The 13593-nt window shown below is 59.4% G+C and carries 14 protein-coding genes and 1 other annotated feature; of the genes, 13 read left to right on the top strand and 1 reads right to left on the bottom strand.

The window, feature by feature from the left end:
• Positions 1–14: 14 nt before the first annotated feature.
• From HGP17_RS26285 to HGP17_RS26305, 6 genes are all read left to right on the top strand, one after another.
• The gene (locus tag HGP17_RS26285) at positions 15–770 is read left to right on the top strand and encodes a hypothetical protein (RefSeq protein ID WP_168813475.1); all 756 of its coding nucleotides are present in this window, start codon (positions 15–17) and stop codon (positions 768–770) included.
• Positions 767–985 (top strand): hypothetical protein, encoded by a 219-nt coding sequence (locus tag HGP17_RS26290; protein WP_205926143.1) that lies wholly within the window; start codon positions 767–769, stop codon positions 983–985. Before HGP17_RS26285 ends, HGP17_RS26290 begins: the two co-directional genes overlap by 4 nt.
• 33 nt (positions 986–1018) lie before the next feature.
• Positions 1019–1144 carry a hypothetical protein gene (locus tag HGP17_RS33970; RefSeq protein WP_281412792.1) on the top strand — a complete coding sequence of 42 codons (126 nt, stop codon included), beginning with the start codon at positions 1019–1021 and terminating at the stop codon, positions 1142–1144.
• A gap of 132 nt (positions 1145–1276) precedes the next feature.
• Positions 1277–1332 (top strand) — a sequence feature (sul1 is cis-regulatory element that is thought to sense ions involved in sulfur or methionine metabolism; They are found in Alphaproteobacteria).
• Between the two features lie 69 nt (positions 1333–1401).
• The gene (locus tag HGP17_RS26295) at positions 1402–2865 is read left to right on the top strand and encodes a SulP family inorganic anion transporter (RefSeq protein ID WP_168813477.1); all 1464 of its coding nucleotides are present in this window, start codon (positions 1402–1404) and stop codon (positions 2863–2865) included.
• A gap of 86 nt (positions 2866–2951) precedes the next feature.
• A complete protein-coding gene (locus tag HGP17_RS26300) occupies positions 2952–3362 on the top strand; it encodes a RidA family protein (protein ID WP_168813478.1) in 411 nt (136 codons plus the stop codon).
• Positions 3363–3530: 168 nt separating this feature from the next.
• Positions 3531–4982: a hypothetical protein gene (locus tag HGP17_RS26305; protein WP_168813480.1), complete on the top strand. Its 1452-nt coding sequence runs from the start codon at positions 3531–3533 to the stop codon at positions 4980–4982.
• Between the two features lie 62 nt (positions 4983–5044).
• On the opposite strand, the gene HGP17_RS26310 is transcribed toward HGP17_RS26305, so the two are convergent.
• Positions 5045–5638, bottom strand: coding sequence for an amino acid synthesis family protein (locus HGP17_RS26310; protein WP_168813482.1), 594 nt, complete (start codon positions 5636–5638; stop codon positions 5045–5047).
• 180 nt (positions 5639–5818) lie between these two features.
• Here HGP17_RS26310 and HGP17_RS26315 point away from each other — a divergent pair, with 180 nt between their 5' ends.
• The 7 genes from HGP17_RS26315 (at position 5819) to HGP17_RS26345 (ending at position 13581) form a co-directional block, all read left to right on the top strand.
• Entirely contained in the window at positions 5819–7624 is a 1806-nt protein-coding gene (locus HGP17_RS26315; protein ID WP_168813484.1) for a helix-turn-helix domain-containing protein, read from the top strand.
• A gap of 160 nt (positions 7625–7784) precedes the next feature.
• A complete protein-coding gene (locus HGP17_RS26320) occupies positions 7785–8768 on the top strand; it encodes a flavin reductase (protein WP_168813486.1) in 984 nt (327 codons plus the stop codon).
• Positions 8769–8778: 10 nt separating this feature from the next.
• Complete coding sequence (locus HGP17_RS26325) at positions 8779–10290, top strand: aldehyde dehydrogenase (RefSeq protein ID WP_168813488.1); 1512 nt, start codon at positions 8779–8781, stop codon at positions 10288–10290.
• A gap of 40 nt (positions 10291–10330) precedes the next feature.
• Positions 10331–11407: an LLM class flavin-dependent oxidoreductase gene (locus tag HGP17_RS26330; RefSeq protein ID WP_168813490.1), complete on the top strand. Its 1077-nt coding sequence runs from the start codon at positions 10331–10333 to the stop codon at positions 11405–11407.
• Between the two features lies 1 nt (position 11408).
• Positions 11409–12215 carry an alpha/beta fold hydrolase gene (locus HGP17_RS26335; protein ID WP_168813492.1) on the top strand — a complete coding sequence of 269 codons (807 nt, stop codon included), beginning with the start codon at positions 11409–11411 and terminating at the stop codon, positions 12213–12215.
• Positions 12208–12597, top strand: a complete 390-nt coding sequence (locus tag HGP17_RS26340; RefSeq protein WP_168813494.1) for a carboxymuconolactone decarboxylase family protein — start codon at positions 12208–12210, stop codon at positions 12595–12597. The genes HGP17_RS26335 and HGP17_RS26340 overlap by 8 nt, the downstream gene beginning before the upstream one ends.
• Before the next feature lie 150 nt (positions 12598–12747).
• Positions 12748–13581, top strand: coding sequence for a transporter substrate-binding domain-containing protein (locus tag HGP17_RS26345; protein ID WP_168813496.1), 834 nt, complete (start codon positions 12748–12750; stop codon positions 13579–13581).
• Positions 13582–13593: the final 12 nt, after the last annotated feature.

Below are 13593 nucleotides of genomic sequence, written 5' to 3' on the forward strand. Positions count from 1 at the left end.
AGAAGAAGACACTCATGACCACCATAACAAGCATAACATCGACCATGACGGCCTCCTTTCTGGGCTCGTTCGTCGAAGTCGTCGAAGCGTTCACCATCATTCTGGCTGTCGGCATCACCCAAAGCTGGCGGCCGGCCTTCATAGGAACAGGCCTGGCACTCGGTGTGCTCGCCATACTCGTTTTTGCCCTCGGGCCGCTGCTTGGTCTCATTCCGATCGAGATCATGCAATTGGTGATCGGGACCATGCTTGTCCTGTTCGGACTGCGCTGGCTGCGAAAGGCAATTTTGCGCGCCTCCGGCTTCATCGCCCTGCATGACGAAGGGAAGGCGTTTGCGACGGAGACCGAGAGCCTCAAGCGTCAGTCTTCGGATCGCCGGGCCGACTTCATGGCAGGCATGGCGGCATTCAAGGCCGTGCTTCTCGAAGGTGTCGAGGTCGTCTTCATCGTGCTTGCGACAGGCGCTGGCCAAGGCTTGATCGGTTATGCGAGCCTCGGCGCGTTGATCGCCTGCGTTCTCGTTATCCTCATCGGCCTGCTTCTTCACAAGCCGCTGACCGCTGTTCCGGAAAACAGCCTCAAGTTCGTCGTCGGCTTGCTGTTGAGCACCTTCGGCATCTTCTGGGTTGGTGAAGGGCTCGGCGCGGAATGGCCCGGTGCGGATCTATCGCTGCTTCCGATCTTTGCCGTGCTTGCCGTATTTGCATTTGTTGCCGTGAACAGGCTGCGGCTGTTCCGCTCTACCCATTCCGAAAGGATCGCATCATGAACCTGCTAAAATCGATCATTGCGGAATTGCTGGGGATGTTCATCGATGATGGTGCCTTGGCATTGCTCTCGCTGGCTCTCATCATTGTCATCGCAATAGCGGTCTATGCCGGCCTCTTCTCGGGTTTCATCGCTGCGCTCATACTTCTCATGGGGTGCATTCTCATTCTTGCAGAAAGCCTGACGCGCGCGGCACGAAATTGGCGTCAACGATAGCCATGACAATTCTGGCGCCCGCCGGAACGGCGGGTGCCCAGGCAGAGAGAAATTCTGCGTGAGCACTGGCCGATGCCCGAGGAGAAGCTTCTCAAGAAGTTTCCTGACGCTGCGGAAGCCTCCGTTGCATTGGGAGCGCGCCTGCACGGCATGGCCTAAGCGGCCGCCATGACCTTCGTGCGATCTGCACGTGCTAGGCAATTGCTGCGTCTGGCATTGCGGTTTCATGCCGCCGGGATGTCCTTTTATATTGCATTGCGGAACATTTGCCGCCATAAAACGCTCACTCACCACGGACCCGGTGAAACTCCGGGTGGCTCTTCTGGCCGCCGATCCGCCAGACCACGCAAAAACAGCATGCAATCCAATCAACCGCTCCATGGGCGGCCGAGCTATGCTTTGCGAGAATTTACTCCATGCAATTTTCATCCATTCGTCGTGATTGGTCCGCCAATCCCATGCGCGAAATGCTGGCAGGTGCTGTCGCGACATTCGCGCTTATTCCCGAAGTCATCGCCTTTTCCTTCGTGGCCGGCGTCGATCCTCAGGTCGGGCTGTTTGCCTCCTTTGTCATCGGTATTGTGATTTCGTTTACGGGCGGCCGTCCCGCCATGATTTCCGCAGCCGCCGGGTCGGTCGCGCTCGTTGCGGCGCCGTTGGTTCATGCGCACGGCTTGCCATATCTGTTTGCAGCCGGCCTGCTCGCGGGTGTGCTGCAAATCGCCTTCGGCCTGCTGCGCCTCGGCGTGCTGATGCGCTTCGTGTCGAAATCCGTCCGCACGGGCTTCGTCAATGCGCTTGCAATCCTGATCTTCTCGGCACAGCTTCCCCATATCATCGGCGGGGACTGGCTCGCCTATGCCATGCTGGCGGCCGGTCTGGTGGTGATTTACGTAGCGCCGCGGATCACGACGGCTATTCCGTCGCCGCTGATCTGCATCCTCATTTTGACGGTCGTATCCATCTCGCTGCATCTGCCTGTCCTGACCATTGCCGATCTGGGCAAACTGCCGGATTCTCTACCATCATTTGCGTGGCCCACAGTTCCATTGACCATGGAAACACTAACAATCATCGCCGGTCCGGCATTGGCCATTTCCATGGTCGGCCTGCTTGAATCGATGATGACGGCCAGCGTCGTCGACGATCTTACAGATACGTCCAGCGCGAAAAACCGCGAATGCGCCGGCCTCGGCATCGCCAATGCCGCAGCAAGCCTGTTTGGCGGGATCGCAGGTTGCGGCATGATCGGGCAAACCGTCAGCAACGTGAAATACGGCGGCCGCGGGCGACTATCGACGCTGTTTGCCGGCGCGCTTCTGCTTATTCTGATGGTATTGCTGAAGCCTTGGGTCTCTCAAGTGCCGGTCGCCGCGCTGGTCGCCATCATGGTGATGGTGTCGATCGATACATTCGACTGGTCGTCACTGCGAAGCCTCATCGTCCATCCGAAGACCTCAAGCATCGTTATGGTCGTCACGGTGCTGGTCACGGTCTTCAGCGCCAACCTGGCGCTCGGCGTGACGGTTGGAGTGCTTCTGAGCGGCGTATTCTTCACTTTCAAGGTAGCGCGCCTGCTCAAGGTCGAAACCGAAGAGGAGGAGTCCGGACGGGTCACTTACCGCGTCTCGGGGCAAGTGTTTTTCGCATCGGCCGATATTTTCATCGAGGCCTTCAATATCCAGGACGGAAGCGAAAAGGCCGTTATTATCGACGTGTCGCATGCGCATTTCTGGGATATCACGGCGGTTGCCGCTCTCGATAGAGTCGTGCAACGCTTCAAGGCCCATGCAAGCTCCGTCGAAGTCCTTGGGCTCAACCAGGCGAGTTCGACACTGATCGGAAGTCTCGATGGGTCGATGAAGTTGAAAGAGGTCTGATGGGAACTGGCAATCCCCGGGATGTCGTTCCTGGGATTGAATTTCAGGTTGCCGATACCGCCAATACCTTTGAAGGATGATCCGCCATGAGCCAGTTGGAAGACAAGAATTTCCTCAATCCGCAATCCATGCCGAAACCATTCGGATACAGCCAGATAGTGGTGACAGGCCCGGGCCGAACCGTTTATGTCGCGGGCCAGATCGCGCTGGACGCGCAAGGCCAACTCGTCGGCGCTGGTGACATCCGGGCACAGACGGAACAGGTCTTTCGCAACCTGCAGGCAGCCATGCAGGCGGCGGGCGGCGACCTCGGCGATATCGTTAAGCTGACGGTGTTCATGGTCGATGTCGGCGCGCTGGCCATATTTCGGGAAGTACGCGATCGTTTCATCAAGCCGGGTCCGCGCGTGCCGGCAAGCTCGCTCGTTCAGGTTTCTGCCCTGTTTCGTCCGGAATTTCTGATCGAAATCGAAGCGATCGGCCACGTTGCGGCTTAACCGATCGGATTTATCCAGCTTGCTTGCAAAGAGTCCATGCCGAAGGGGCTGGTCGATTGCGGCCGTCGCCATACCTATTCTGAGTTGAGGAAGCCTTTTGGGGCTGACCGTAACGTCCTGCAGAAGCGCAGGCTGTCGATAGGGATGGGGGCGGCAAAGTTGAAAAGAATGGTCTTATGGCTTTTCGCCTGCTGCGCGCTTTCCATGCCGGCATGGTCGGCCGAGAGCATTACGATCCCGGCTTACGCGCCGGCCGTGGGTGTCGAGCAAGGCTATAAGATCCAGAAGGCGACCGAAACCGATATGTCGCTCTGGTTCGACAAGCCTGGAGCCTCCTCCGTTACGATGCGCGGTGTTTTCAATCAGCGCATGCGTATTCTGTCGCGAGACGCAAACGGCCTGCGGGTCGTCTGGTCTCTGCATGCTGATCTTCCCGGTGACCTTGCGGGGGCCGCGGACGGGTATCAGATGAACGCGCTCTATCAGAATTCTCTTGCAGCTTATGGCGTTGAAGAGCTTGAGCTAGAGACGGATCTGAACGGATATCCGCGCGCGCTTTCGGGAGCTGATCAGATCAAGGCGAACCTGCGCAAGATGGCCGCGACCACATCCGGAGACGCTGGCGCATCTGACAGCACGGTGTCCTCCATCGTTCGGAATGTCGAGGCAAACCCGCTTTTTGTGGTGAACGTCTTGGTGCCCGAAGCCGGGCTGATCGCCATGGGCCAAGCCTATCAGGACCAGATTATGGACATGGGGCAGGAGCTGGTGGCCACGCGAGAGGAGGATTACGGCGGTGTTCGTGTCCCGATTACATCGACTTGGAAATTGGAGTCGAGCGATCCTTCCGCGCATACGGCCGTTCTGTCTCTTGTTGAAAAATACGATTCCACAACGTTCAGTCTGTCTCAGCAGGCGGCGATTGCCAAATTGATGGACGCATTCCCGGAGCGGGTGAAAAGCCTGACGGTCGAGCAGCTCACCTCTGCCAAGCAGGCCAGTAAAAATAGAAACGCCAAGTTCGTGATGTCGCTGAAGGATGGTTCGACACTCGAAGCGTCGGAAATCGTCACCGTCGTCTCCGGCGGAACGACGCTACGCACCTATACCCATATTCAGCGTGCGGATTTGCCGACGACCCTCGCAATCCCATCCGTGTTGACGACACCGGCGATGGCGCCACCCCAAGTCGCTCCCGTGTTGCCGAGCGATGCGGACCAGAAAGTTGTCGGTGATCCGTCAAAAGCCACGGCAGCCGACACGCAAGCGGCGGCATCGCCCGCGGATGGCAATACAGCCGCTGTGATTGAGCCAATCGAGCTCGAGGTGAAGAGCGCAAAGATCGAACGATCCCCTGTTTCCTCCTACGCCTCTCAGCTGAGCATCGAACTCACTGCGGACGGTGCCGCAAAGTTCCGCGATTTCACGCAGGCGGCCATAGGGCGGCAGACACAGGTCCTGATCGATGGCAAGGTTGTCATAGAGCCTTGGATAAGGGAACCGATCATGGGCGGACGCATCACGATCAGCGACGGCGCGAATGTCTCTGCCTTGCAGGATATGGCGAAGCAATTGGCCGTGCCGAACGCCAAAATCCGCGTGCAGCTAAGCCCGCAATAAGCGGAGGCAGCGTTTGGCACCGGCGTCCGGCACGGCCATCAGATGAAGATTGATCGAGAGCGTCAGGCCAGCTTGGCCTTTTCCGCTTCCATTTCGGCGATATCCTGGAAGCGATCGGCAATGCGCGCGTGAGCGCGACCATTGTCCGATGCGCCGATCGCAACGATGATTTCGTCAGGACCCGGTGCGTCGGCGATCTGGAAGTTGGCCGTGAGGAAATGCGATCGTTTGCCGGATTCGCTCTTGTGCATCATCGGCAGAGACAGGAGCGCGCCCGGTGCGTTTCGGGTGTTGGCGAATTCGAGATAATTGGTGCCACCGATCGCTTCGCGGAAGGGATTGCCGAAGCGCAAGGTGTGGATCATGGCCGACGCGTGTTCGATCTCGCCGTTGACGCCGACCGCAGCTGCCTTGCCGCAGGCCTCGATTTTTTCCCCCGGCATCTGCCGCAGCAATCTGTCTGTCATTTCATGACTGAGTTCGCCGGCGATGCGGATGATCTCTGGCCTGAGGTCTTCCACGAAACCACGGCCTGCCCACGGATTGGGGATGATGGCCGCAACGACCACGATATTGACCGGCCGCGGCGCCACCCTGCCGCCTTCCACCAGCGTTTCCTCTAAAAATGTGCAGATTTTTCTGATCTCGAGTGCCATGCTTTCGCGCCGCCCAAAAATTGAAGTTGGCTGAAGACTAGCCGGAGCGTCACTTTCTTCATCCTCCATTTTGGGGAAATGCTGGCAAAAACTTCCACCGAAGCGAAGTAGACATCATGCGCGCCCGAACGCATGATGCGCGCCGAGAGCCGGGGAGACAGACCTGGGAGAAAAGGGCATTTGGATCAGAAGTCTCAGATATTGTCCCTGCGTGACGTCGCAAGCCAGATCAACAGCGGCGGCGACCTGCAGACCGTCCTGCAACATCTCATCGCCGCTGCCTGCCGTCATGCCAACTGGGCGCTCGGCTCCATCATGAGTATCGACGCCGCCCACGGCTATGCTTACGTGATCGTTCGTCACGATCCGACGCTGATCGAGCGACAATTGCCTGATCGGTGGGAGCTGGCCACGAGCCCGTCCCTGATCGCGCTGCAGAGAAACGAGCCCATCTATATCCGCGACGTGAGAGAATCCTCCGAGTTTCCAGGCTATAGAAACGAGGCTTTCGAGCGCGATTACCGAACCGTGCTGGTCATGCCGATGAATTGCCGGGATGCGGAAGGGCGGCCAATGGTGCTGAGCGTCATCGCTCGACAGGTCACCGACGTTTCTGAGGAAGATCTTGCCTTTCTCGGCACCATCATTCACCTCGGCGCGATCGCCGTCGAGCGCGAGCATCGGCTGGAAGCGGAAAAGCGATCGGCCCAGAGACTGGAGCGCGCGCTCAAGACGCACACGTCCCTTCTCGAGCATGTGCTCAGCGACGGTTCCGTCTCTTCATTGTCGGCCATGGTGGGAACCATGTTCGCAAATCCGCTCGTGGTGGTCGACTTCACGGCCAATCAGCTGATCGCGGGCCGATCACCCACAACATCCTTGAGCGACGACGCATGGCAGGAGCTGGCCTCGAGCGGTCTTGCCAGATCGTTGATGAAAACCGCCCGCGAGACGGTCGAGAACGGTGTGTCGGAGACGACGAGCCTGTTTCTCGACGATGGCGGCAAACGTTTCAAACTGTCCGCTCGCATAGAGGCGCTGACCGTCGATATGCAGTTGGTCGGTGCGCTGATCATTTTCCCGACGGAACGGGAGTTCAGCGATCTCGACCTGCTGATGCTCGATAGCGCCAAGTTCGCACTCAGCGTCCAGATGATGCGCAGCTTCATCCGCTTTCGCTTCGAAACGAGAACGCAGAGCGAGCTGTTCTTTGAGGTTGTTGAAGCGAGATGGCGTAATGCCAACGACATCGGGCAGCGCGCGCAGCGTCTGGGCCTGAGCTTTTCTCAGCCCCAACAGATGATCGTCGTCGACTTTCCGGACAAGACCAAGGCGTTCGGCGGAGCATCGGTCGATGTCGAGCATACGCTTTCACGCATCATGCAGCAGGCGCAGCTGCAGGCCAGTCTCGTTGCGATCGATGGCGGGGTCGTCTGTCTCGTTCCCTACGATGCGGGCCGCAAACAGGAGCGCACGGCCAAGCTGACGCGGCGCATCGCCGAAGAGCTCGGCCGCTATTTCGACGAAGAACCGATCGTGGTTGCGGGCAGCCGATGCCTGTCGCTGACCGACTATCCCGCCGCCTGGGAGCGATGTGGCCGCATGATCCGTATTGGCCGTTCCTTCGGTCTCACGGGAGCGCTTGCCGCGCAGGATTTCGGGCCGTTGCCGATGCTGGTGGCGGCTTCCGAAGCTGGTGATATCCGCAGCTTCGTGCAGGACAGCGTCGGCGCCATCGCCGATCATGATCGCGAAAACGGCACCCCCTATCTCGAAACCCTGTCGACCTATCTGCAGGAGGGCTGCCGCAGCCAGGCTTGCGCCGATACGATGGGCCTGCATGTGACGACGCTTCGCTATCGTCTGTCGCGCATTCAGGAGCTGTTCGGCGTCGATGTGGAAAGTCCCGACAAACGCTTTGCCGTCGAATTGGCAATTCGTCTTCATGGTGTCATCGATAACAGGTCTGCCGGCGCGAAAGCCTGAATCTTCGCGATATCCGGCCCTGAGGCGGCATTTTCCACCCTATTTCCATCTCCTACGAACCAGAGCAGAAGTTTTCATCCTCCTCCGTTGATGATGAGGAAGAACCGAAAGGCTGGCATCGCTAGCTTTCTCTCAACGACAGAAGAGGAGGCAAGCGGGCATGGCGGACACGGCGGCAATGATGGAGACCTCCATCGATCCGATAGCACTGCGCCGGGCATTCGGAACCTTCGTCACGGGCGTGACCGTGATTACGACGGTGGACGAAGATGGCACGCCGCGCGGAATGACCGCGAACTCCTTTACCTCCGTCTCCCTCAATCCGCCGCTGCTTCTCGTCTGCGTTGCCAAATCGGCTTCGAGCTATCAGGCTTTCACCAATTCCGATTGCTTCGCGGTCAACATTCTTCACGAAGGGCAGGTCGATGTCTCGGCCACCTTCGCCTCGAAATCGCCGGACAAGTTCCAGTCGGTCAATCATGATCGCATCCACACCGGCGCACCGGTCCTGACCGACAGCCTCACCTGGTTCGATTGCTCGGTCTTCAATCGGATGGATGCTGGCGATCATGCCATTCTGATCGGAGAGGTGCGGGCATTCGGCACAAGTCCTACGGCGCCGCTCGGCTTCTGCCGGGGACGCTATGCAAGTGTGAAGGATCCGCTGCCGGCCGGATGGATCGCCTCACACGGGATGATCATCGGCTATCTGATCGAAGCGACGGATCATCTTCTGTTGCGCTCCGATGGCAAGGGCGGCTGGGTGCTGCCGACGGCCAAGCGGAGAAAGGCGGACAGCCAGCTTGTCGTTGACGAGGGTGGTGCGCTTCGGCTGCTGCCCGACAACACGTTCCTCTATTCCGTCTTCGACGTCGCCGACAGCGATCCGGGCTATCTTATCTATCGCGCACGCCTTGCGGATGAGGGCATGCCGGCCGATCTCCCCGCCGGGCTGAAGTTCTTTCACGTCGACGAAATCCCCTACGAACAGGTGCCGACGCACGAACTGCGCTCCATGCTGCGCCGCTATGTGCGTGAGCGGCGCGAAATGCGCTTCGGCATCTACATGGATTCCGATGACGGCGGCCGCGTCGCGATGATTGACGGCGAGGCTCACGCCTGGATGCAAAGCTCCCACGAATAGGACGACAAATATGAAGACGACGGTCAAATCACTCGAAGGCTCGCGGCAGCTCCTGTTCATCAACGGACGTTTCGTTGCGCCGAAAAACGGCAACTACATCGCAAGCTACGACCCGACCACCAGCGAGCCATGGTATGAATTCGCCGAGGCCGATGCGGCCGATGTGGACGACGCGGTTGCCGCTGCCAGCAAGGCATTTCGCGATCCCGCCTGGCGACGCATGACGCAGACCGACCGCGGCCGGCTGGTCCGCAAGCTGGCCGATCTTGTCCTGCAGCACGCCGACGAGCTTGCCGAAATCGAAACGCGCGACAATGGCAAGCTGATCAAGGAAATGCGCGCCCAGATGCGCTCCATGCCTGACAGCTATCACTACTTCGCCGGCATGGCCGACAAGCTGCATGGCGAGACGATCCCGGTCAACAAGCTCGATATGCTGAATTTCAACATGCGGGAACCGATTGGCGTCGTCGGCATGATCACGCCCTGGAATTCGCCGCTGATGCTGCTGACCGGCACGCTCGCGCCTTGCCTGGCAATCGGCAACACCGTCGTCATCAAGCCTTCGGAGCACGCAACGGCCTCAACGCTGGCGCTGGCGGAGCTGATTACTGAAGCGGGCTTTCCCGATGGCGTCGTGAACGTCGTCACCGGAACCGGCAAAAGCGCCGGCGAGGCGCTGACCCGCCATCCTCGCATCGCCAAATACGTCTTTACGGGTAGCACCAACACCGGCCGCCGCATCGCCGGCAACGCAGCCATGAACTTGGTCCCATGCTCGATGGAGCTCGGCGGAAAGTCGCCGCATGTCGTCTTTGGCGACGTCGATATCGAACATGCCGTCAACGGCGTGGTGTCGGGCGTGTTTGCGGCTGCCGGGCAAACCTGTGTCGCCGGCTCCCGCTGCTTTGTTGAGGCGAATGTCTATGATCGCTTCATCGACGCGCTGGTCGCCCGCACGCAACGTATCCGGGTCGGCCATCCCATGGATGCGGAGACGGATATCGGTCCTTTGGCGCTCGCCGATCAGCTCTCCAAGGTCGAGGGCTATGTCGCATCCGGCGTGAAGGAAGGCGCAAAGATCGCGGCCGGCGGAAAGCGGCCGCAATCCCAGGATCTGTCGCGTGGCTGGTACTTCGAGCCGACGGTCATGGTCGAGGCGCAGAACGACATGGCTTTCATGCGTGACGAAATCTTCGGCCCGGTTGTCGGCGTGATGCCATTCAAAACCGAAGAAGAGATGATCGAGCTCGCCAACGACTCGAACTACGGTCTGGCCTCCGGCATCTGGACGCAGAATATCGACCGCGCCATGCGCTTCGCCAACCAGATCGAAGCCGGAACCGTGTGGATCAACACGTATCGCGCATCCTCCTTCATGTCCGCTAATGGCGGCTTCAAGGAAAGCGGCTACGGCCGGCGCGGCGGCTTTGAAGTCATGCGGGAATTCACGCGTCTCAAGAACATCATCATCGACTATTCCGGCGCCATGCAGGACCCATTCGTGATCCGTCTGAAGTGATGATCCAGAAGAAAACAGACCCGGAAAGGGAGGCAGACAGATGAAATTCGCGGTATCGCTGACCATGGAGCGGTTCTCACCCGACGTTCCGATGTCCAAGGTGAAGAGCAATCTGCTGGAGCTTGCGCGGCTCGCCGATGAGGGCGGCTTCGAGGCGCTCTGGACGGCCGAGCATCATACGATCGAATGTACGATCTCGCCCAATCCATTCCAGACGCTTGTCTGGCTGGCCCAGCACACCCAGCAGATCCGCCTGGGAACGTCGACGCTCGTCGCGCCCTATTGGACCCCCATTCGTCTGGCCGGCGAGGCCGCACTTTGCGACCACCTGACCAACGGTCGCCTCGAATTCGGGATCGCGCGCGGTTCCTACCAGTACGAGTTCGACCGGATGGCCGGCGGCATGCCCCAGCAGGAGGGCGTGGCCTATATGAAGGAAATCGTGCCCGCCGTTAAGAAACTGTGGGCCGGTGACTATGCCCATGACGGGCATTACTGGAAGTTCCCCGTGGCAACCTCGGTGCCGAAGCCGCTGCAGCAGCCGCATCCGCCGATTTGGGTCGCTGCTCGCGATCCCGGTTCGTTCGACTGGGCGATCGCCAATGGCGCCAGCATTCTGTCCACGCCACTCTCGGCGCCCGCAGCCGAGATCCAGGTTTTGTCCGACAAGTTCAAAAAGGCTGTCGCCGACCACCCGGAAGTGCCGCGTCCCCGCTTCATGATGCAGCGTCGCACCTGTGTTTACGACAAGCCGGATGGCTGGGAACTCGCTGTAAAGCACAGCATGGATTATGGCCGTGCTTTTGAAAACCTCATGCAGAATATCGGCACGGTCCGCGAAGGCTTCCCCGAAGCCGTCCCCTACGAGGCGGTGAAGGGCAAGGACAATTATAACCCGGATAACATTCGCACCAACCTGATGTTCGGAACACCCGACGAAGCGATCGAGAAACTGCTGGTCTATGAGGCCGCCGGTGTCGACCAATATTGTCTCGGCCTGACGTTCAACCTGCCTTTCGAGCTGCAGAAGCGCACGCTGGAACTGTTCAGCAAGGAAATCCTGCCCTTCTTCGCCGCACGCGAAAAAGAGCAGAAGCGCAAGACGGCGGTGGGCTGACATGGCAGAGACCCAGCGCCATACCGTCGGCGATGTCACGCTCAACTATCGTATCGATGGCAGCGGCGAGCCGCTCGTGTGCATCCACGGCGTCGGCTCCTATCTCGAGGCCTGGGCCGGCGTGGTCGATCGTCTCAAGGACCGCTTCACGGTCCTGACGTTCGACCTTCGCGGCCATGGTCATTCGAGCCGGATAAAGGGACGCTACGAGATCGACGATTTCGTCAACGAGGCGCTGGCGCTTGCCGACAAAGCGGGGTTCTCGACCTTCAATCTCGCCGGCTTTTCGCTTGGCGGGCTGATTGCCCAGCGTCTGGCTCTGACGCATCTGACCCGGCTGCGCAAGCTGGTCTTGCTTTCGACAGTTGCAGGCCGCACGCCAGAGGAGCGCTCCCGCGTCCTGGAGCGACTTGCGGCGCTGCGCATCGGTACGCCTGCAGATCACCACAATGCCTCGCTCTCGCGCTGGTTGACGGAGGAGTTTCAGGAGCGGAATCCCCAGATCATTGCCTGGCTGCGCAAGCGCGACGCGGAGAACGACCCCGAGTGTTACGCCTCTGCCTATCGGGTGCTGGCGGAGACGGATTTCGGCGGGTTTCTGGATCAGATCCGCTGCCCGACGCTCGTCGCAACGGGCGAGGACGATCTCGGCTCCAATCCGCGCATGGCTCGCTACATGCATGATCGCATTCCCGGTTCCGAGCTTCGGATCTTGCCCGGCTTACGTCACTCGATCCTCATCGAAGCGCCTGAGACAATTGCGGCGCTGCTGCGTGAATTCTTGATCGGAGAGCCGGCTCATGGATGACATCTTGAAGCGCGAGGGTGAGGCCGTCAGGCGCAAGGTGCTGGGAGATGATTATGTCGATCGGGCGATTGGCGGCGCCGATGCTTTCTCGGGCCCCTTTCAGGATCTGCTCAACGAATATTGCTGGGGTGTTGCCTGGACCGACGACGCGCTCGATCTGAAGCAGCGCAGCCTTCTCAATCTGGGGATGCTGGCAGCCTCAAATCGAATGCATGAGTTCGGTGTGCATTTCCGCGGTGCGATCCGCAACGGCCTAACCGATGACGAGCTTCGGGCCACGCTGGTTCAGATCGCGATCTATTGCGGTGTCCCGGCTGGCGTGGAGGCGTTTCGCGTCGCGCGGTCCGTTCGCGATGACATGAAGCAGAAAGGGGAGCTTTGAATTCCCATTTCCGACGGAAGAAACGGCTTATGGCCGCTCGGTATTGCCGGACGACGCGAGATCCTCACAAGGATCAAGGTTGAGGCGATGGTGCGGATGAGATCCGCATCGGCATGACGATACAATAATGACAACAAAGGGAACAAATTGATGACAAGACTTGCAAGAATGGCGGCAGTCGCCGCATCGCTCGCCGTCGTATTGGCTGCCATACCCGCCAATGCCGGTGCCGTGCTGGACCGTGTAATGGCCGCGAAAACCCTGAAGGTGGCAACTGACGCCAACTGGGCGCCGCAATCCTTCATGAACGACAAGAACGAGCTCGATGGCTTCGACATCGACGTTGCCAAAAATGTCGGCCAGCGTCTGGGGGTCAAAGTTGAGTTTGTCACCCCGGGCTGGGATATTATTACCGCCGGAAAGTGGGCCGGCCGCTGGGATGTGGATGTCGGCTCGATGACGCCCAGCAAGGAGCGCGCCAAGATCTTCGACTTTCCCGCCGTCTATTACTATACGCCTGCGGTGGTCGCCGTTCACAAGGACAGCAAAGCAACCAAGTTTTCCGATCTCGACGGCAAGGTTGTGGGCACGACCGCAACGTCGACGTTCGAAGCCTATGCCAAGCAGGATCTGACGCTTGATGCGGCTGGCGCACCTCCCTTCAAATACGAGTTCAAGCCGAAGGACGTCAAATCCTATGCGAACTCGACCACGGCTTTCGACGATCTTCGTCTCGGTGACGGCACGCGTCTCGATGCGGTCGTCTCCTCGCTGCCGAGCGTGCGTGATGCTGTCAAGGCCGGTTATCCGATCAAGCAGCTGGGTGAACCCGTCTTTTACGAGCCCCTCGCCATCGCCATCGAGCACGGCGACAAAGAATTCAACGACAAGATCGCCGATGCCATCAAGGACATGAAGGCCGACGGCACGCTGAGCAAGCTCTCGGTCAAATGGTATGGCATCGACTACACGGTCGTGAAGTAAAAAACAGATCAA

This window comes from Rhizobium sp. P38BS-XIX (assembly GCF_012641435.1).
Classification (GTDB): domain Bacteria; phylum Pseudomonadota; class Alphaproteobacteria; order Rhizobiales; family Rhizobiaceae; genus Rhizobium.

Coding starts and splice junctions, on each gene's coding strand:
- HGP17_RS26300 (WP_168813478.1), top strand. CDS start 2,952: ATGAGCCAGTTGGAAGACAAGAATTTCCTCAATCCGCAATCCATGCCG.
- HGP17_RS26310 (WP_168813482.1), bottom strand. CDS start 5,638: ATGGCACTCGAGATCAGAAAAATCTGCACATTTTTAGAGGAAACGCTG.
- HGP17_RS26340 (WP_168813494.1), top strand. CDS start 12,208: ATGGATGACATCTTGAAGCGCGAGGGTGAGGCCGTCAGGCGCAAGGTG.
- HGP17_RS26330 (WP_168813490.1), top strand. CDS start 10,331: ATGAAATTCGCGGTATCGCTGACCATGGAGCGGTTCTCACCCGACGTT.
- HGP17_RS26295 (WP_168813477.1), top strand. CDS start 1,402: ATGCAATTTTCATCCATTCGTCGTGATTGGTCCGCCAATCCCATGCGC.
- HGP17_RS26305 (WP_168813480.1), top strand. CDS start 3,531: ATGGTCTTATGGCTTTTCGCCTGCTGCGCGCTTTCCATGCCGGCATGG.
- HGP17_RS26320 (WP_168813486.1), top strand. CDS start 7,785: ATGGCGGACACGGCGGCAATGATGGAGACCTCCATCGATCCGATAGCA.
- HGP17_RS26345 (WP_168813496.1), top strand. CDS start 12,748: ATGACAAGACTTGCAAGAATGGCGGCAGTCGCCGCATCGCTCGCCGTC.
- HGP17_RS26325 (WP_168813488.1), top strand. CDS start 8,779: ATGAAGACGACGGTCAAATCACTCGAAGGCTCGCGGCAGCTCCTGTTC.
- HGP17_RS26290 (WP_205926143.1), top strand. CDS start 767: ATGAACCTGCTAAAATCGATCATTGCGGAATTGCTGGGGATGTTCATC.
- HGP17_RS26285 (WP_168813475.1), top strand. CDS start 15: ATGACCACCATAACAAGCATAACATCGACCATGACGGCCTCCTTTCTG.
- HGP17_RS26335 (WP_168813492.1), top strand. CDS start 11,409: ATGGCAGAGACCCAGCGCCATACCGTCGGCGATGTCACGCTCAACTAT.